The following is an 18808-nucleotide window of genomic DNA, read 5'->3' on the forward strand; positions in this document are numbered from 1 at the left end:
CATTTTCAACCAAGTAAACAGGTTAATCTCTATCTAAAAGTAATAATTTCGCTAAATACAAAACCGGATGAAGAAACCCACTCTTCATCCGGTAAAATTTATTTTTTTAGAGCAAATGATAATCCTTTTTCCGCAAGAGCGATTTGAATCCGGTTCATACCGTTTTTCCCAATTCCGTGAAGCTCCATTATCTCCGCTTCCGTAAACTTGGACAATTGTTCCAAATTCTCAATTCCTATCGCTGCAATTGCACGTTGCCCTGGCTTTGCAAGTATTTTTTGAAAATCATTTTTAGTCATCATCATACACTCTCCTCGTTTTGAGGTTAACCCATAATATTATATCCAGAATCTACGTAAACGATTTCTCCTGTTACACCTCTAGATAAATTACTTAACAGTGCAACTGTCATATCCCCTACTTCTTCTGCTGTAACATTGCGTTTTAAAGGAGATGTTTCTTCAATTTTATGCAAAATAGTGTTAAAAGAAGAAATTCCTTTTGCCGCAAGTGTACGAACAGCTCCAGCAGAAACAGCATTCACACGAATATTATTTTTCCCAAGGTCTAACGCCAAGTATTTAACCGAAGCTTCTAATGACGCTTTTGCAATACCCATTACGTTATATCCTTCCAAGACGCGCTCTGCTCCTAAATAAGTCATCGTAACAATAGAACCGCCTTCCGTCATGAAAGGTGCTGCTTCTCGAGATGCAGCAATAAGTGAGTACGCACTCGTATCTTGCGCAAACGCATAACCTTCTCTAGAAGTATTAATAAAATCGTTCTTTAAATCTTCCGCATTTGCAAAGGCAACTGAGTGGACAACCCCGTGGATTATTCCTACTTCTTTTCCAATCAATTCGAAGGCAGATTTCATGCTTTCATCACTATTAACATCACATTCAACTACTAGTCTCGCTTCTAAATTATTATCGTTTAAAGCTTTTTCAATTTTACTTAAAGAACGTTCTTTACGATACGTGAAAATGACGTTTGCTCCTACTTCAAATAGTGATTTAGCCACTCCCCATGCAAGACTTCGTTCATTTGCAACACCCATTACGACTATATTTTTATCTTTTAATTGAATTAAATCTTTCATATGAACCTCCCATTTATTATGGCAATATACTATACCTATTATTAGTACCTGTTACTAATTTCATTTTATCATATTTCCTTCTTTTTGTACTATCCTCTATCCTATTTTCATTTTAATTACCCGTTTAAATATGATGTTCTTCTGCTAAACAATTGAGTAGATATTAAGTCAATCAGATGACAGGACAAATATAAATTGACAAATGAACCCGCCTACAATATTCTAAATACTAATTAGAGAAAACGTTTTCGTAAAACGTTTTCTCTAACTAAAGGAATAGGTGATACAGATATGGGAAGATTAACAATTAAGGATATCGCAAGAGAAGCAAGTGTTTCAATTACTACTGTTTCTAGAGTATTAAATAATAAAGCAGAAGGGATGTCCAAAGAAACACGTGAAAAAGTTTTGCGGGTAATGGAAGAGTTAAATTACCAACCAAATAAGTTAGCACGTGGTCTCGTGACAAAGCGTTCCAATATGCTTGGTTTAATCGTCCCAAATATCTCCAATCCTTTTTTCCCAGAGCTTTGTAGAGGTGCTGAAGATGAGGCAAATCAAAGAAACTACAGCCTCATTATTTGCAATTCAGATGATCAATCCCAAAAAGAAGAAAACTATTTACGATTGTTACAAGAACAACAAGTTGATGGGATTTTACTTTCAAGTAAGAACCGGCTATCTCAAACTAGCAAAGATCGATTGGAGAGTGGAAAGATACCCTATGTATTATTTGATCGTGGTGGTGAAGCAAGTAACCACTCTGGTGTTTTTTTAGACAACGAAAAAGGAGGGTATATTGCTGGAAAGCATTTAACTAACTTAGGTCACACTAAAATTGCATGTATGACTGGACCATTAGAAATTCTGAATGCACAACAACGTCTTTCTGGATTTCAACGCGCCTTAACAGAAGCTTCTATAGAACTTCCAAAGTCATTTATCTTAGTTGGTGACTTTCAAATGGAAGTAGCTTATCTAATAGCCAAGAATTTTCTACAGCATAACTCCGTGACTGCAATATTTGCCAGCAATGATTTAATGGCATGTGGCATTTATCAGGCCGCTCATGAACTAGGAATCCAGATTCCGGAACAACTATCCATCATCGGTTTTGATGATATTCCTTTAGTAACTGCTTTAATCCCAAAACTAACTACCGTTAGACAAGATACATATGAAATGGGAAGAAAAGCAATCGAACTCCTCCTAAATGAAATTGAAAACAATTTATCTGAAGGAGTAGTTTTTGAACCTGCTTTAATCATTAGAGAAAGTACGAAAAAAATAAAATGAGGTGTGACGAAATGACTATCCCTGTAATTATTGATTGTGACCCTGGTATTGATGACGTAATGGCACTAACGCTTGCTTTTGCAAATCCGGAATTAGATATTAAGTTAATCACAACAGAACCAGGAAACCAAACGCAAGAAAAAACGATTTATAATGCACTCGCTTTTACTAGTTATATGAAAAAAAATATCGAAGTTGCTAAAGGATTAGATAAGCCATTTTTCCGCAAACTTGAAATTGCAGATGACGTTCATGGTGATAATGGACTTGGTGATGTTCAATTTCCTGAGCCTACTCTCCAGTTAAGTAATCGAACAGCAGTTGAAGCGATGAAAGAAACACTATTATCTAGTGATGAGCAAATAATTCTCATCGCAACTGGACCACTTACAAACGTAGGTGCTCTTCTATTAGCACATCCAGAAGTAAAATCGAAAATTAAATACATTTCTTATATGGGGGGCGCCGCTGTTGGTGGAAATATGACTCCAACTGCAGAGTTTAATGTATACGTCGATCCTCATGCAGCGGATGTTGTCTTTCGTTCCGGAGTTCCTATTGTAATGAGTGGACTTGATGTGACTCATAAAGCTTACGTTACAATAGAAGAATTAGATGAAATTGAAGCAATAGGATCTGAATTTGCACTTAAGGTAGCCACAATGCTTCGCTTTTACATCCATACTGCAAAACAAACAGCTTTCCATACCCCTAATTTTGAAGGTCAGATTCGTTTACATGATTTGTGCGCAGTATCTTACGTATTAACGCCTGAGCTATTTGACGGGGATGACTGCTATGTGGCAGTAGAACTAGAAGGAAGACTTACAGCTGGAACAACGGTTGTAGATTATTCTCAACGAACTGGGCTTCCGCATAATGTAAAAGTATTGCATACGATTCATAGAGAGAAGTTTCTCGAGCAATTTCTGAACGCCGTTAAAATAATGAGTCAACAAATCGGATAAAAAATATATTAAACCTCTTGCAATAGCTCAAATGGAAAGGGGCAAAATAATTCATGAATATAGCGGTCGTAGGGAGCATCAATATGGATCTTGTATATCGAGTTCCCCATATTGTAAAAGCAGGGGAAACATTACACAGTACTAACCATGAGATGTTTTTCGGAGGTAAAGGAGCAAATCAGGCAGTAACCGCTGGGCAATTAGGAGCAGATGTCAACTTTATTGGAAATGTGGGAGTAGATGCTTTCGGTGAACAATCCTTGCAAAACCTACAAGCTAGAGGAGTTAACACTTCTGCTATAAAGAAAGTTGGGTTAACTGGACAAGCGATAATTCAACTAGCAGATTCAGGGGAAAATTCGATTGTACTTTTTGCTGGAGCAAATTTCCTTGTGACAACCGAACAGATTAATGTAGAAAGAGGTCAAATAGAAGCAAGTAATGCTCTACTTTTACAATTGGAGATTCCGATGCCAGCTGTAGAGTTTGCAGCTGATATTGCCGCACAAAAAGGTATACCAATTATATTAAACCCTGCTCCTGCACAAGAAATTAGCAACTCCTTATTAAGTAAAGTGACCATATTAACGCCAAATGAAACAGAATTAGAAGTATTAACTGGTCTGAAAACGGAAACCGATGCAGAGCTTTACCAAGCATGTTCCTTATTACTTCAAAAAGGAGTTGGAGCAGTAGTCGTTACTTTAGGTGAAAAAGGTGCATATTATATGAATGGTCATGAACATGGCCGTATACAACCAAATCGAGTAGATGTAAAAGATTCTACTGGAGCTGGAGACGCATTTAACGGGGCATTAGCTGTAGGTCTATGTAAAGGACACTCCTTGAAAGAGTGTATCCTATATGCATCTGAAGTTGCTGCATTTGCTGTTACACAAATGGGGGCACAGCCGACCTTTCCAATGTCCTTGTTCAATAAATAAAGTTGGATTCCCTTCACAATTCTCTATATAGTGAAGGGATTTCACGTCTACTAGAGCGATTATCGATTTTTCTCCCTAATTAAAAAAAGCCGACTATTTTATTATAAGAGTCGGCTTTTTGTATTTATTTTTCTTTATCTTCTGTTTTAAATTCCTCTGTTACATCCTCAACAATATCCTTCGTTGACTTTTTGAATTCTCTTAACGTTTCTCCAACAGCTTTGCCTAGTTGAGGTAGTTTGGCTGGTCCGAAGACTATTAGAGCGATAACTAGAATAATGATTAATCCTGGTACTCCGATGTTTGGCATGGTTTTTCCTCCCTATTACTATTTCTATTAGAATCCAATGGTGAGTAGTTAAGTGAATGACATGTAAAATTTGTTCTCTTGTTTCATTTACACATTATACTCCTTCATTGCATTTTGTAAACAAATGTGATAAAGAACTTTTGCAACTTACAATAAAGTATGTACAGATGATGAAAAATCTAAACTTTTTAACTCCTCTTAGCATCTAATACTTCTTCAATTGAGTTCGCCACCCGAATCGTATTTAAACGATGCTTTTCTAAATAGCTAAGCGAACCGGCACCACCGATATAAAAATTAATCTCGCCATTTTCTGCGGCAAATTGGTCCAATCTTGTTAATAAATTTGGTTCTATTTCAAAAGGAAGCTTGGTAGTAGCAGATAATAAGACAATTTTTGGCTTAAGCTTTTTAACCAAAGCCTCAATAGAGCCAGGAGCAGGAGAAGCACCAATTAGTATCGCCTTCCATCCCCTCATCATGAATTGTAGCAATAAAATATGCATAGGAACTTCATGATGTTCACTTGGGAGACAAGCGCCAATTATTAACGGTGCATCTTCTCTATACTGATAGTTTCGACGAATTTGCACCAAAAAATCTCGCACTACTTGACTACAAACAGATTCTTGGTATTCGTCCCATTCTCCCTTTTCCCATCGTTTACCAACCTCTTGCAAAAACGGTATCACTACTGCTGTCAAAAATTTATCTAATCCGAAATGATGATATCCTTGCTGCAAAATGAGATTTAATTCAATTTCATTGCAGTAGGAGCCTTTTTCAAGCAATTGGAATACATAATCATTAAACTCTCCATACGGTTCTGAAGAAATTGCTTTAAATTGGTCTTCAAATGTTTCTTTTTCTTCTTTCACAAGAACAACTGCTTGTTTAATCGAGTATCCTTGTTCTGATAAAGTTTTAACCCTTAAAAGGATATTTACATCTTTTTCACTATAAGTTCTATAACCGTTTGCTAACCGATCAGGTTGCACAAGTTCATATCTTTCTTCCCATTTACGAATGACTTGTTTAGACAATCCTGTGACATCTGCTACTTGCTGTATATTGTAGTGACCGCCCGAGCGTGACTGTATCATTTTCTACTTCCTCTCAATCATTATTACTTATTGAGCAATAGGGGTTTAATTTAACTTTACTCCCCACATCTTTTACTGCAAATAATCTATTTGTACAATGTTTATTCACTAAACATTGTACAATAGTTTGACTAAAAAGCATATATCTGATAAGAGTAAAGTATCTCATTTCAGAAAGGTGTTATTTGATATGAAACTACAAATTGGACTTCAAAAACCTTTTATAGATGGAATAATCTCGGGCATTTTGTTAACTATTCTCTTTAAGTTCGTAGAGTACTTCACACCCAATAAAGTATATACCCTCCTCTTAAATGTGGATTATATTCCCTTTCTTAATCAGCAGAAACTCATGGAAACGATAGAAGTTGCCCTACATCTCACTATCTCTATTATCCTGAGTATGTGCCTTTACCTACTTGTCCATTACTTGAAAATAGTTTCGCCAAGAAAAATTATTATTTTTTATGTATTTGTATGCTTCCTTATTGGGTTATTGTTATTTTCTACAACTGCTTTATCTGTGCGAACCCCTTCTATTACTAGCCTTCCAGCTATTACATATTGGTTAGTAGGCCACATTTTCTATGGATACACCTTAGGATTTTTATTCATTAAGAGGTTAAATTAATTCGGTACTAATTAATTCATTCATGTACAACAAGGAATCAAAGACACTATACAAACCTTTGACAAATCAATTGTAAACTGTTAATAATAGTAATAGAAGCTAGCATACAATTCACACAGAATATTAGATTAGGAGAATGACATATGGTACTACCTTTCTAAGTGTAAAAAATTCAATTGGATACAGGCGGAAATGCAATGGAAGAAAAATTAGAATTCCAAATGAAATTCATCGCTGGAAATACAAATCATATGGTAGTTATGATAGACCAATTAAAAGTGTCCTCCAATGAGATTAGTAGCATTATCAGTCTAGTAAAACAAATTGCGGAACAAACGAATTTACTAACGATAAATGCCTCTATTGAAGCTGCCAGAGCTGGAGTTCATGGAAATGGATTCGCTGTAGTTGCACAAGAAGTACGAAAGCTAGCTGAACAATCCAAAAGTTCAGTGTTAGAAATAACAAATCTTGTCCAAACTTCCACAGAACTTACAGATCAAGCGGTACCCACTATTTCTGATACGAAAAAAAGTGGCACAATAGGACTCGACAGCTCCATTGAAACGCAAGATCGCTTCCACCAAATTCTTCATTCCATTGAAGAAAACAATACACATATCCATTGAGTTGAAACAGATGTGACCGAGTTAGTGCAAGTTATTAAAGCCATTGGAAGTGACACGAAAAAAGTGGCGATTACTGCGGATAGGTTTTATCTAAGGCGACTCAACTATAAATAACTTAAGGAAGTGACCAAATGTTTTTAGCTTGGAACGAAATTAATAAAAATAAATTACGCTTTACTTTAATCATAGGTGTTTTAATGCTCGTCTCCTATCTCGTGTTTTTCTTATCTGGGCTTGCAACTGGACTTGCTAGTCTAAATAGAGAATCAGTAGATAAATGGGATGCAACAGCAATTGTCTTAACAGAACAATCCGACAAAAGTTTACCGCAATCATCCATTACAACAGAAGAACTCGACCATATCGAAGGAAAAGAAACTGCTGTCCTTGGCCAATTAAATTCCATCGCAACAAATGGGGATTCAAAACAAAATATATCCCTCTTCGGTATTCTTCCCGATGAATTTATCATGCCGAAAGTAACAGAAGGAGAAGTATTTTCAAGTGAAAATGAAGTTATTGCAAGTGATTCATTGAAAGATGAAGGTTTCAAAATTGGAGATACACTTAAATTATCTTCTTCAGATGAAATCTTAAAAATCGTCGGTTTTACGGATAGCGCAAGGTTCAATGCTGCCCCTGTTCTTTATAGTGAACTATCTACTTTCCAAAAAGTAAGATTTGGCGACGCTGCTGAAGAAAGTAAAGACAAAATTAACGGGATTGTCGTACGTAGCGATGATATGTCCTCCATTTCTACTTCCAATAAGAACTTAGAAGTCATCGAAATTGAGACGTTCATTGAAAACTTACCTGGATATACAGAGCAAGCATTAACGTTAAACTTTATGATTTACTTCTTATTTGCTATCTCTTCTGTCATCGTAGCTATTTTCCTATATGTATTAACAGTACAAAAAATAAGCATGTTCGGCGTCATGAAGGCTCAAGGTATTTCGAGTGAATACTTATCGAGGTCTGTCATTGCTCAAACATTCATTCTAGCAGTAATTGGTGTAGTTGTCGGATTTATATTAACCCTTATTTCAGGAGCATTTTTACCGAGTGCAGTACCGGTTGCTTTTGATATTCCAACGATGATTATTTATGGCGTTGTTCTTATTGTTGTTGCTATTCTGGGAGCAGTATTCTCCGTATTAACGATTGTCAAAATTGATCCGCTAAAAGCGATTGGAGGGTAAATCATGGCTATTTTAGTATTAAAAAAGGTGAAGAAATCATTCGGAACTGGCCATAAACAAGTAGATGCACTGAAAGAGACGGACTTCATCGCCGAAAAAGGAGAAATTATTGCCGTCATTGGTCCCTCTGGATCTGGTAAAAGTACTTTTTTAACTATTGCAGGAGGTTTACAAAACCCATCAAGCGGAGAAATTATCATTAATAAACAAAACCTATCTGAATTAAATGAAAAGAAGCGCTCTAAGATTCGATTAAAAGAAATCGGTTTTATTTTGCAAGCTTCTAATTTGGTTCCATTTTTAACAGTGGAAAAACATATGAAGTTATTAGACAATGTCAAAAAAGATAATATGACTAAAAAAGAATTAGAAAAGTTATATGAAGACTTAGGCATAAGCGATTTACGCAAAAAATATCCTGCTGATCTATCAGGTGGGGAGCGTCAACGCGTAGCCATTGCAAAAGCCTTGTATAGCAAGCCTTCCATTATCCTTGCAGACGAACCGACTGCCTCTTTAGACTCTGATCGTGCATATGAAGTGATGGAACTACTGAAAAAAGAGACAAAAAATAATAATACAACGACTATTGTTGTGACGCATGATATCCGCTTAATCGATTATTGCGACAAAGTGTATAAAATGACCGATGGTGTCCTAAGATTAGAAGACAATCTGAATGCGAAAGAGATGAAGTCTTCTTAATATGAAAAAAATAATTGTCTGGTTTAGAAAAGACCTACGTTTACATGATCATCCTGCATTATGGGAAGCGGCACAGCAAGGATTTGTCATCCCGGTCTTCATATGGTCAAAGGCAGAAGAACTAGAATTGCAAGCGTGTGATGCCTCTTTATGGTGGCTCCATTACTCGCTGCTTTCTTTTCGGCAACGGCTTCCTCTCATCATTCGACAAGGAAATACGTTAGAAATACTCCAAAACTTAATTCATGAGACACAGGCAGATGCTGTTTTTTTTAATGAGCGATATGAACCTTCTATAGTGAGAAGGGATCAAGAAATTGTAACTCAGTTGAAACTCCAAAATATAGATGTCCGCACTTTCAATGGAAATCTACTTTATTCGCCAAAGGATATGCTCAATCAAAAACAAGAACCCTACAAAGTATTTACATCTTTTTGGAAAAAAAGCATGCAGGTACCTGCCCATCGTCCAACACCCACTCCCCATGCATTCGAGATTTACAGGAAATCTTTAGAAAGCATAGAAATAGAAGAGCTCAATCTACTTACTACTATGCCTTGTCATAAAAAATTGACATCTTATTGGGAGCCAGGGGAATTAGGCGCTATTAAAACATGGGAGCAATTTCAAAGCGGAGATTTATCTATTTATGATCAAATGAGAGATTTTCCTTTTAAGATAGTTACTTCTACTCTGTCTCCTTACCTCGCATGGGGGGATATTAGTGTTCGTTCTATTTTTTACTCGGCAAGGAAGAACGATAGTCCAAGCATCCATACTTTTATAAAACAACTAACATGGCGCGAATTTTCTTATCACCAGCTCATACATTTCCCTTCATTTGCAAATAAACCGCTTCGTTCTAATTTTGAACGGTTTCCTTGGCAGAATGATGTAGAATCTTTCAAACAGTGGACAATTGGACTTACGGGTTATCCTCTAGTAGATGCTGGGATGCGAGAACTTCTGGAAACAGGCTATATGCATAATCGGGTTCGGATGGTGGCCGCTTCTTTTCTTGTTAAACATTTGCTGGTTGATTGGAGAAAAGGATATGAGTGGTTTCAACAAAACCTTGTTGATTTTGATGTAGCAAATAATGCGATGGGATGGCAGTGGATCGCAGGCTCCGGAATTGATTCGGCGCCTTACTTCCGCATATTTAATCCTATAAGCCAAAGTGAAAAGTTTGACTCAAGTGGAGGATATATTCGACAATGGGTTCCCGAACTATCTACTCTTCCAGCACCTTATATTCATCGGCCGTGGGAAGCACCAGATTTCATGCTAGAGGAATTGGGTATACGGATGGGAATAAATTATCCACTGCCTATAGTTGAACATTCTCGGGCTAGACTTCGCGCATTAGATGCATACAATACGATCAAAGGAACCAAATAAGAAAAATGCAAGCGTCCTTTAAGCGCATCTGGTCTTTACCTTTTCCAAAGTGCTTTGGACTAAAGATTAGCTACACTATTACCGAAAGAATTTGGCTCGTGAAGTGACTGCATCACTTCACGAGCCTTTTTCGGTAATCTTGTGGTGGGTGTTTGTCCGTCGCCCTCTTGGAATATGTAAAGACTTTACACATTTGTTTTGGATAATGAGGGATAAGATGCTTTCTTACTCTTTTACAGGCGGACGAAAATACAAAACTCTATAGGAGAAAACTTTCCAATGTCCCAGTGTTAGACTCAATTGTCCACCAAATTGTGGCTGATACAGGGACACTGGTAATTCTTAGCTTTATATTTTATTCACAAAATAGTCGAATAATGCGATATATTGCATTCATATTTTTCACAATATTAATGTAACTTGTGATAGAATAAATGATAAATTTATTTTTGCTAGTGAGGAGTGCTTTTAATTGATTATCGAACCATCTAAAAAAATGTCTATATTTGAACCAGCTATTTTCGGTGATTTAAAAGCAGCAGCCGCAGCTAAAAAGGCAGCAGGTTTTGACCTATATGATTTAAGTTTAGGTAGCCCCGATCTGCCTCCTGATGAAAAAGTTAGAAAGGTTTTATCGGAACAAAGCTACTCAGCAACTACATACGGCTATACATTAAGTGGCACAAAACGTTTTTGCGAAGCAGTAGCTGATTATTATAAACGACGAGCTAATGTTACCATAGACCCCCAAACAGAAATTGTACAAACGATGGGATCTCAAGAGGGTCTTGTCCATCTTCCATTTGCATTTTGTAATGAAGGAGATTACGTGTTAACGACCAATCCTGGATATGTCGCGTACGATGCTGGCATTAAACTAGCTGGGGCAGTTCCATACTATATGAATCTATTAGAAGAAAATAATTTTTTACCTGATTTAAATACAATCCCAGATGAAGTGGCTTATAAAGCAAAACTAATGATTTTGAACTTACCAGGAAACCCTGTTCCTGCTATGCCGGATGCAACTTTTTTTGAAAAAGTCGTTGCATTCGCAAATAAATATAATGTTATCATTCTACATGATGCGGCTTATTCCGAATTCTACTTTACTGGTGATTCTCCAAGTAGCTTCCTAACTACACCAGGAGCAATGGAAGTTGGAATGGAGATTAATTCATTATCCAAAAGTTTTAGTCTTGCAGGTACACGCATAGCGTATATCGTTGGAAATGCGGAAATGATAAGTATAATGAAACAGCTTAAATCGAATCTAGATTTCGGTATTTTCGGACCCATCCAAGAAGCAGGGATAACTGCACTAAACAATGCGGAAGAAATTACAGAACGGTTACGAAAAGTTTTTACGGAGCGACATAAAGTATTATCCCAAGGTTTGGAGAATATCGGTTGGACAGTAACTCCATCAAATGGTGGTATGTTTGTATGGGCAAAGTATCCATATGACATGAAAGATAAAGATTTTGTCTTTGAAGTAATTGATCAAACTGGTGTCGTCATGGTACCAGGAACCGTGTTCGGATCAGCTGGAGCTGGCTTCGTTCGAGTGGCTCTTGTTCAAGACGTGGAGATATTGAAAAAAGCTATTGAGCAGTTGAAAAAGCTAAAGATTGAAGTTCCATCCAGTATCTGATTCAGAAGTTTAAACACATAACGCCAAGAAAAAAGATCAAGAGAAAGCTGCGCGTTTATAGCGACTGGCTTTCACTTGATCTTTTCTCGTTTTCCTGAGGATGCACGAGAGCGAATCTCTCCCATCTCCTACTTTTCCATCTAAAATACATAATTATTGCGCGCGTCCATTCATCAACCGCGATTGCTAGCCAGATCCCTGGAAGTCCTAGATCTAGTACGAAAACTAATACATAGCCTAACGGTAAACTCATCATTACCATCGACAAAGCACCTATTGCTACTGGAAAGCTTGCATCTCCTGCAGCACGTAATGAGTTAATAATAACAATATTCATGGTCCTGCCCGTTTCAAGAAATATACTTAAGACTAATACAGACGCACCAATTTTTATAATCTGTTCATTATTTGTAAATAAACCCATTAAAGCGAATCGGAATATCATTACGATCACAACCATCACGAAAGTGAAAAGTAGTGCCCATTTCAAACTTGCCCAAACGGACTTATATGCTTCCTCTTTCTCATCAGCACCTACAAATCTACCAACAATGATTGCCGTACCCATACCAATCGCAATGGCAAACAAATAAGTAAACATCGATATATTTACGGCATATTGTCTAGCCGCTAGTGATTCTGCTCCTAAATAGGTTACATAATACAAGAACACGATTTGACAACCTTGATATAAAATCTGTTCAAATGCAGATGGTAATCCAATTTTCAATACCTTACGTATATACTCTTTCGAAATCGTAAAATAATAGTGCACTTTTACGCGATATTCCATTACTTGATACAGCAACCAGAAGAATATAAGCAATGCAACAAATCGACTAACTACGGATGATATCGCTGCTCCTTGCACGCCTAACTCTGGAAAACCAAACTTCCCAAATATCAAAACATAGTTTCCAAAAACATGAATTATATTCATTCCTAACGAAACAAACATCGTCTGCTTTGTATAGCCATGAACACGAATAATGGCAGCCAAAGCATTAATGACTGCTTGTAGGAAAATGGCTCCCCCTACAATCGACAAGTACTTGTATGCATGAACCAGTACATCGCCTTGTAAGTTCATCGCAGTCATCAGGCTTTTCGAAAATAATATAAACCCAATACTTAGTACAATTCCAACGCCTAAATTTAATGTAACCGCTAATCCAGAAATTTTGGACGCTTCTATGTATCGCTTTGACCCTAAGTACTGCGAAACAACAATTGCAGCTCCATTTCCAACTACTTCTAATATTAAGATGGCTATATGAATGTACTGGTTCGCTGCTCCGACTCCCGATACCGCATCATCCGACAACGCACTGAGCATAAACGTATCAGCTATTCCCATTAACATAAACAAAAAGACTTCTAAAAAGATTGGCCAGGTCAAATGAAATAAACTTAGCTTTTCTCCTAAATCCTTCTTTTTACTAATTATCATCTATATTCCCTCTTTGCCAATTGGTTTTCAACATGATGAATCTTACCACATTTACATGCAATAAAAAACAGCGTGAACAAACTCGTTCACACTGCATATTCGATTGAAAACAACTAAACAAAAAAGTTCGACTACAAGTCCAGTAATCAAACGCATCATCTTTTTTAGTTCGTGGTATTTAGTCAATACCTACATGCTTATGGATATATTCTTTCAGCGTATGGTTCGAAAAAACCAGTTCATTGATTAGAAGGCTATCTTTCACATACGCTAATTTATTTCTTTCCGTCGCATCAGAGTTGATAAGCAAAGTATTATCCATATAAAGTATTCCTTCATTTGTAGTTCTTTCTTTTCCATCGTCCTGCGAATTATTAACTAATCCCTCCCTCTTCAATTCTTCCACAGTTTTTGTGTATTCATTCTGCAAACCATTTTTCAACGCATCCTCTAATTCCTGCATGGATGCTGCTGTTTCCTCTAAAAAGTTATAAGTATAGTAGGCAAGTAATGCTTGTTCTTTTAAGTTCAGTATTCCCAATTGTAATCCTCCTCGGTATTCCCTTTACGCTCATTATTCCTTTTCATGCATACACTTAAACCTAGAATTTTTTATAGATAAAAACAGCTCCAATCTATTTTAGATTCGAGCCATAAAACTATTTACCCAGCACAAGAGTTTCTATTTTATAAGGAGCTTTCTAATTAAAAAATCGAAAAAATAATAGAAAATGGAACTGATCATTCCACAAACTAAAATTATCCTACTATACATAAAGAAGTCTGTATCCCAAAAAAGATAAAGAATAAGAAAAGGTATCCCAATGAAACCGAGACCGAAAGCGCCATGTAAAGCAAACATTACTAGTTCTTTCTTGTTTTCTCGCCTATTAGCAATCCGCTCCACCCAGATGGAAGTAAATATTCCATAAGTAAAAATGATCGGAACAGATACGATACTTACACCTAAACCTACCTGGAAATAGGAATCATAAGGCTGCACGAAAACGAATGGTAAAACGAAAAAAGAAACTATTGAAGTGAGCAAAGCTGCTAATAACTTTCTATCCCCCATCGCCTCTCTCCTTCCATTAATTAGAAACTACTAATTTCTTATTCGGTTTTACAAGAGTGTAAATAATACCTCCAAAAATAAGCAGGATACCGATTGATTGTAAAATAGAAGGACGGAAATCTAATATAATTGTATCGAGTAATATTGCAACTACGGGATCCACAAAAACTAGAGCTGATATGACAATCGTTGATAGTTTGCGAAGACTATCAAAAAATAAATAATATACAAACCCGGTATGTATCAATCCAGTTCCTAATATGTAAAGCCAATTCGATGTACTTAATCCATTAAACACATCAAAGTTCATAAACGGAAATAACATCAAAATACCAATTGTCGTCTGCACAAATGTCATAGCATACGCACTAAGCCCAGTAATGCCTTTCCCAAGCAGCATTGTCATGGCATAGCACAAAGCTGATAGAAGTGCCCATACAAAACCTGAACCAAAGAAATCCGTGAGAGAAGTGAAGTTCTGAACACCGATAATGAGTATACTTCCGAGAAAGCACACTACAATTGCAAGCAATGATGTCATCGTCATCTTATCTTTTAAAATTAAGCTTCCTAATATCAATACAAATATAGGGGCTAAGTTATAAATAGAAATGGCAACGGTAATCGACATCTCTTCAAATGCTTTAAATAAAAACACCCAATTTAACACTAAAAAGATTCCGCATATCATCGTTTGTATAACTTCACGCTTTCGCCAAACCTCTACTTTATGTTGACCTGAGATGAACCAACATAAACCTAAAAAAAGAGTAGCGCAAATACAACGAACAAAAACTAATTCTGCCGCAGGAATTCCTGTTTTCCCTGTAAAAAAACCGATAGAACCGAAAATAGCCATGGATAAAGTCATTTTTAGCATTGCTGCTCCATTCATACTAGTAAACCTCTCTTCTTTCGCAAAAAATCTGAATACTTAAATTTAACCTTATCACTCTAGTTAATAAGTTTACAATAGTAAAAATTCATCCCCCTACAAACAATGCGCATTGACTAATGGCAATAAAGAATGCCACATTTTGAATCGGAGAGTCTTCTTCTATTTCTAACTGAACCGAAAATTCCTCGTTAAATTCCGCTTTCCAACGAGCAATTTCTTTGTTGTTATATGTATATCTGGACCAACCTTCCATTTCCTTATGCAATTTAATTTGCAAATTGCCGTCTGTAATCATGAGATCTGGAATGAGTTCTTTCCATTTATCGTAGGCAACAATGTATGTATTTTGTTGCACAGGATCACTTGCTTCATAATAGACTCTACCTTTTTTTGAAACTTTCTTACATGTGAAAATGAGCTCTTTATTTGTGTTATATACGTTATAACGTAAAAAATAGCGATAATCCATTAGCTTATCGACGAATTTCTTTAATTTATTGGAATAATATCTTTGGAATTCAATAGAAGCTACCCCTTCATGATTATAAACAGAGATCATGGGTGTTATGTCTATTGAGTTAGGTTGGGTATACGTATATATGTGCACATTAAATTCTCCTTTATGGATCTACTATTTTTCCTACAAGCATATTTTCAACACTATTTCCCAAATAGTTTTTCTACAATAGTTTAATATAATTCAAGCCTACTGCACATAAAAGTAATTATTTAGACCTATACTTAAACAAGATTTCTTACTATTATCAACGAAAATTGTCGATTTTTTTGAAAAGTACTTGTTAGTTTATTTATACTGAAACAGTTCAAACAATCTATAATTATGTCTCTAAAACAGTAATTAATAGCCAGCACTTCTTCGTCACTTTGGTCTGTTAGTTGAAAATTTAAATGTTAGTCATTAATATCTATTAGATTAAATTGTTTTTATACTTTCTTATCCATTATACAGAGAGTATGAATAAACAAAAAAACTAAAAAACATTTGGGTGTTTTCTTTGAAATGGACAATTAACAAAAAGCTACTTGGAGGTTTTCTAGCAGTTCTATTATTACTAATCATAACAATTGTTGTTAGTCACATACAAATTAAAGAAGTAGACAATTCGTATAATGGCTTTGTAAACGATAAAGTGATGAAAATAGTTAGGGAGACTGGAGAAGGATTTGAGAAAATTCAAAGATCAATTGAGCAAGTTACTGCTCAAATTCAAGAAGTTTCTGCTATCTCCAAAGAAATGTCTGCAAGTGCGGCAAATGTGAATGCTTCTATTGAAGAAATGGCTCATATTGCTGAACATTCTGCTTCTAGAACTCAAAACGTTGCCTCTTCATCAGAAGAACAGCTAGCTTCTATGGAGGAGATTACTTCATCCGCTTCGTTCTTATCAAATATAGCAGAGGATTTACAAGCACTAGTTAGTAAGTTTAAAATTTAATCAAATTCAAGAAGAAACCTTCTTTAGAAAATTCTAAAGAAGGTTTTCCCGTTGATAAATCAAAATATCTTCCAGTGATTTTTCAAACGATATTAGAGGGGACCATCCAGCCTTTATAATCTTTTCAGGTGGAGTAACCTCTATTTTTTCATGATTATTATTCTTCAAGGTTTGGATCTTAAAGTCAACCTTTGATAAGTTTTGTAAAGCGTCTGTTATATCCTTTAGGTATCTTGGCTGGCCAGATGTAATATCATAAACCACTCCTGATTTTCCAATTTCAAATAGTTTTTCATATGCACGTATAGCATCCCTGACGTCAATGAAGTCTCTTTGAACAAATAAGTTATTTACCGTGAGTACTCTCTCTGAACGTTGTAATTCCATCTCTGCAACTTTCTTTGCAAGTATGGAGCATACTCCTGTAGAATCTCCAGGTCCAATTAAATTGGAGGGTTTTGCAATAACTATATCCATTCCATAAAGAGATTCCCATGATTGAGCCACTAAAACTTGAATTGTTTTACTTAAGCTATATGGATCCTGGAACAGAGAAGACTTGCTTAAATCTAATTGAAGAGCCGAACCGACAATTATTATTTTACAAGGTATGTCTTCTTGTCTGATTGAGTCGATTATATAAGCAGTGGACATTGCATTTGCTTCGAGTGAAGTAATTGGTTCATTCCAAGAATCTTGCACATTATTTTGCCCAGCAAGATGAAGTATTTGGTCCGGAATAGCCTTTCTTATCAAGCTCCTCACTTGATGTTTGTCGGTTAAATCACATTGTTCTAAATGAATTCGTTCGTCTAAAATGTTTATCTGCGATACTCTCGATACAGCAATAACGTCATATCCTGCCATTTTGAAATATTTGCAAGCATGTAAACCTGTGAAACCATTGGCGCCGGTTATCATTATTCGCGGTTTTCTTTTCATTTAGTTATCCACTCGATTTCTAAGCATGGACTTATCATAAGCTTTTTCCTCGTTTATATTACTCTCTGAATCAATATGGAAAGCATAAGTTTCCTTTAATCCATCCTCTATGTTGTAAATTGGCTTCCATTTTAGATGATGTTGTGCTTTTTTATTGCAAAGACAACTGTGTTTAATATCTCCTTCTCGGGGAGCTGAGAAATCCCTCACTACTTTAATTCCATGAATGTCTGTAATGAAGGATAATATTTCATTAATTGATGTTTTTTGTGAAGTGCTAATTTGTATAGTTTCTTGACTACCATAAGTTAATGCTGCAAGATTAGCTGAAATAATATCCTTTACGTAAATGAAATCTCTCGTTTGCTTTCCATCTCCATGAACATTAATATTTCCACCATTTTTAATACGATCGAAAAAAACCGATACAACCCCCCCCTCCCCTTTTGGTTTTTGCCTTGGCCCATATACGTTTGCATATCTCAATATAGTATAGGGTTGTCGATAAAGCTCATAAAAAAGCCTTATGTATGACTCTGCAGTCAACTTTGACAACCCATAGTAGGAAGCTGGAATCGTTACCTCATCTTCTGAAAGAAGTCCTCTGTTCAGATTGCCATATACGGCAGAAGTACTTGCAAAAATGAATTTCTTTACCTTCGCTTTATGACATGCTTCTAACATATTTATAGTGCCAATAATATTTATATCTGCATCATACCTTGGATATAGGACGGATTTCCCTACATCCGCTTGCGCTGCTAAATGGAAGACCGCGTCTGGTCGAACTTCCATAATAATCTTTCTTGCTTCTTCACTTCCTATATCCACTACATACATATGAGCCTGCGGATTTACATATTCTATCTGCCCTGAAACTAAATTATCTAGAATATGAACCTCCATTCCTTTTGAAATAAGTGCATCAACAAGGTGAGATCCAATAAAGCCTGCTCCACCTGAAACGATTACTTTCATAACTAATCCCCTTCTCACTTTTCCATACTATATGCAGAACAACAAGCTACTTATGGGAC

Annotated in this window: 20 protein-coding genes; 9 read left to right on the forward strand and 11 right to left on the reverse strand. The window is 36.1% G+C overall.

Annotated features, from left to right (window positions below):
- Positions 1-98: 98 nt before the first annotated feature.
- Both ACEPXG_RS17355 and fabI read right to left on the reverse strand, forming a co-directional pair.
- The gene (locus ACEPXG_RS17355) at positions 99-305 is read right to left on the reverse strand and encodes a DNA-binding protein (RefSeq protein ID WP_391205180.1); all 207 of its coding nucleotides are present in this window, start codon (positions 303-305) and stop codon (positions 99-101) included.
- 20 nt (positions 306-325) lie between these two features.
- Entirely contained in the window at positions 326-1105 is a 780-nt protein-coding gene (fabI, locus tag ACEPXG_RS17360) for an enoyl-ACP reductase FabI (protein WP_391205183.1), read from the reverse strand.
- A gap of 291 nt (positions 1106-1396) precedes the next feature.
- Between fabI and ACEPXG_RS17365 the strand changes: the two genes are divergently transcribed.
- The 3 genes from ACEPXG_RS17365 (at position 1397) to rbsK (ending at position 4313) form a co-directional block, all read left to right on the forward strand.
- Positions 1397-2401, forward strand: coding sequence for a LacI family DNA-binding transcriptional regulator (locus ACEPXG_RS17365; protein ID WP_391205186.1), 1005 nt, complete (start codon positions 1397-1399; stop codon positions 2399-2401).
- Between the two features lie 11 nt (positions 2402-2412).
- On the forward strand, positions 2413-3369 hold the full coding sequence (locus ACEPXG_RS17370; protein WP_391205189.1) for a nucleoside hydrolase: 957 nt from the start codon (positions 2413-2415) through the stop codon (positions 3367-3369).
- Positions 3370-3452: 83 nt separating this feature from the next.
- Positions 3453-4313, forward strand: coding sequence for a ribokinase (gene rbsK / locus ACEPXG_RS17375; RefSeq protein ID WP_391205192.1), 861 nt, complete (start codon positions 3453-3455; stop codon positions 4311-4313).
- A 124-nt stretch (positions 4314-4437) separates the two neighbouring features.
- On the opposite strand, the gene tatA is transcribed toward rbsK, so the two are convergent.
- Entirely contained in the window at positions 4438-4623 is a 186-nt protein-coding gene (gene tatA, locus ACEPXG_RS17380) for a twin-arginine translocase TatA/TatE family subunit (RefSeq protein ID WP_391205195.1), read from the reverse strand.
- Positions 4624-4811: 188 nt separating this feature from the next.
- Positions 4812-5726 (reverse strand): MerR family transcriptional regulator, encoded by a 915-nt coding sequence (locus tag ACEPXG_RS17385; RefSeq protein WP_391205198.1) that lies wholly within the window; start codon positions 5724-5726, stop codon positions 4812-4814.
- An 828-nt stretch (positions 5727-6554) separates the two neighbouring features.
- Here ACEPXG_RS17385 and ACEPXG_RS17390 point away from each other — a divergent pair.
- From ACEPXG_RS17390 to ACEPXG_RS17410, 5 genes are all read left to right on the forward strand, one after another.
- Complete coding sequence (locus ACEPXG_RS17390; protein ID WP_391205201.1) at positions 6555-6986, forward strand: methyl-accepting chemotaxis protein; 432 nt, start codon at positions 6555-6557, stop codon at positions 6984-6986.
- 131 nt (positions 6987-7117) lie between these two features.
- Positions 7118-8188 (forward strand): ABC transporter permease, encoded by a 1071-nt coding sequence (locus ACEPXG_RS17395; RefSeq protein WP_391205204.1) that lies wholly within the window; start codon positions 7118-7120, stop codon positions 8186-8188.
- Between the two features lie 3 nt (positions 8189-8191).
- A complete protein-coding gene (locus tag ACEPXG_RS17400; RefSeq protein WP_391205207.1) occupies positions 8192-8893 on the forward strand; it encodes an ABC transporter ATP-binding protein in 702 nt (233 codons plus the stop codon).
- A gap of 1 nt (position 8894) precedes the next feature.
- Entirely contained in the window at positions 8895-10295 is a 1401-nt protein-coding gene (locus tag ACEPXG_RS17405; protein WP_391205209.1) for a cryptochrome/photolyase family protein, read from the forward strand.
- A 472-nt stretch (positions 10296-10767) separates the two neighbouring features.
- Positions 10768-11949 carry an aminotransferase class I/II-fold pyridoxal phosphate-dependent enzyme gene (locus tag ACEPXG_RS17410; RefSeq protein ID WP_391205212.1) on the forward strand — a complete coding sequence of 394 codons (1182 nt, stop codon included), beginning with the start codon at positions 10768-10770 and terminating at the stop codon, positions 11947-11949.
- Positions 11950-12004: 55 nt separating this feature from the next.
- Here the strand turns inward: ACEPXG_RS17410 and ACEPXG_RS17415 are convergent, their stop codons facing one another.
- The 5 genes from ACEPXG_RS17415 to ACEPXG_RS17435 all read right to left on the reverse strand — a co-directional run bounded on the left by ACEPXG_RS17415 (position 12005) and on the right by ACEPXG_RS17435 (position 15979).
- Entirely contained in the window at positions 12005-13399 is a 1395-nt protein-coding gene (locus ACEPXG_RS17415) for an MATE family efflux transporter (protein ID WP_391205215.1), read from the reverse strand.
- Between the two features lie 178 nt (positions 13400-13577).
- Entirely contained in the window at positions 13578-13940 is a 363-nt protein-coding gene (locus ACEPXG_RS17420) for a hypothetical protein (RefSeq protein WP_391205217.1), read from the reverse strand.
- Between the two features lie 141 nt (positions 13941-14081).
- A complete protein-coding gene (locus ACEPXG_RS17425; protein ID WP_391205219.1) occupies positions 14082-14474 on the reverse strand; it encodes a hypothetical protein in 393 nt (130 codons plus the stop codon).
- Positions 14475-14490: 16 nt separating this feature from the next.
- The gene (locus tag ACEPXG_RS17430; protein ID WP_391205222.1) at positions 14491-15369 is read right to left on the reverse strand and encodes a DMT family transporter; all 879 of its coding nucleotides are present in this window, start codon (positions 15367-15369) and stop codon (positions 14491-14493) included.
- Positions 15370-15457: 88 nt separating this feature from the next.
- The gene (locus ACEPXG_RS17435) at positions 15458-15979 is read right to left on the reverse strand and encodes a hypothetical protein (RefSeq protein ID WP_391205225.1); all 522 of its coding nucleotides are present in this window, start codon (positions 15977-15979) and stop codon (positions 15458-15460) included.
- 409 nt (positions 15980-16388) lie between these two features.
- Between ACEPXG_RS17435 and ACEPXG_RS17440 the strand changes: the two genes are divergently transcribed.
- Positions 16389-16829, forward strand: a complete 441-nt coding sequence (locus ACEPXG_RS17440; RefSeq protein ID WP_391205228.1) for a hypothetical protein — start codon at positions 16389-16391, stop codon at positions 16827-16829.
- Between the two features lie 33 nt (positions 16830-16862).
- Here ACEPXG_RS17440 and ACEPXG_RS17445 read toward each other — a convergent pair whose 3' ends face one another.
- Positions 16863-17771, reverse strand: coding sequence for an NAD-dependent epimerase/dehydratase family protein (locus tag ACEPXG_RS17445; protein WP_391205231.1), 909 nt, complete (start codon positions 17769-17771; stop codon positions 16863-16865).
- On the reverse strand, positions 17772-18749 hold the full coding sequence (locus ACEPXG_RS17450; RefSeq protein ID WP_391205234.1) for an NAD-dependent epimerase/dehydratase family protein: 978 nt from the start codon (positions 18747-18749) through the stop codon (positions 17772-17774).
- Positions 18750-18808: the final 59 nt, after the last annotated feature.

Origin of the sequence: Psychrobacillus sp. L4 (genome assembly GCF_042944905.1) — a bacterium.
Taxonomy (GTDB): domain Bacteria; phylum Bacillota; class Bacilli; order Bacillales_A; family Planococcaceae; genus Psychrobacillus.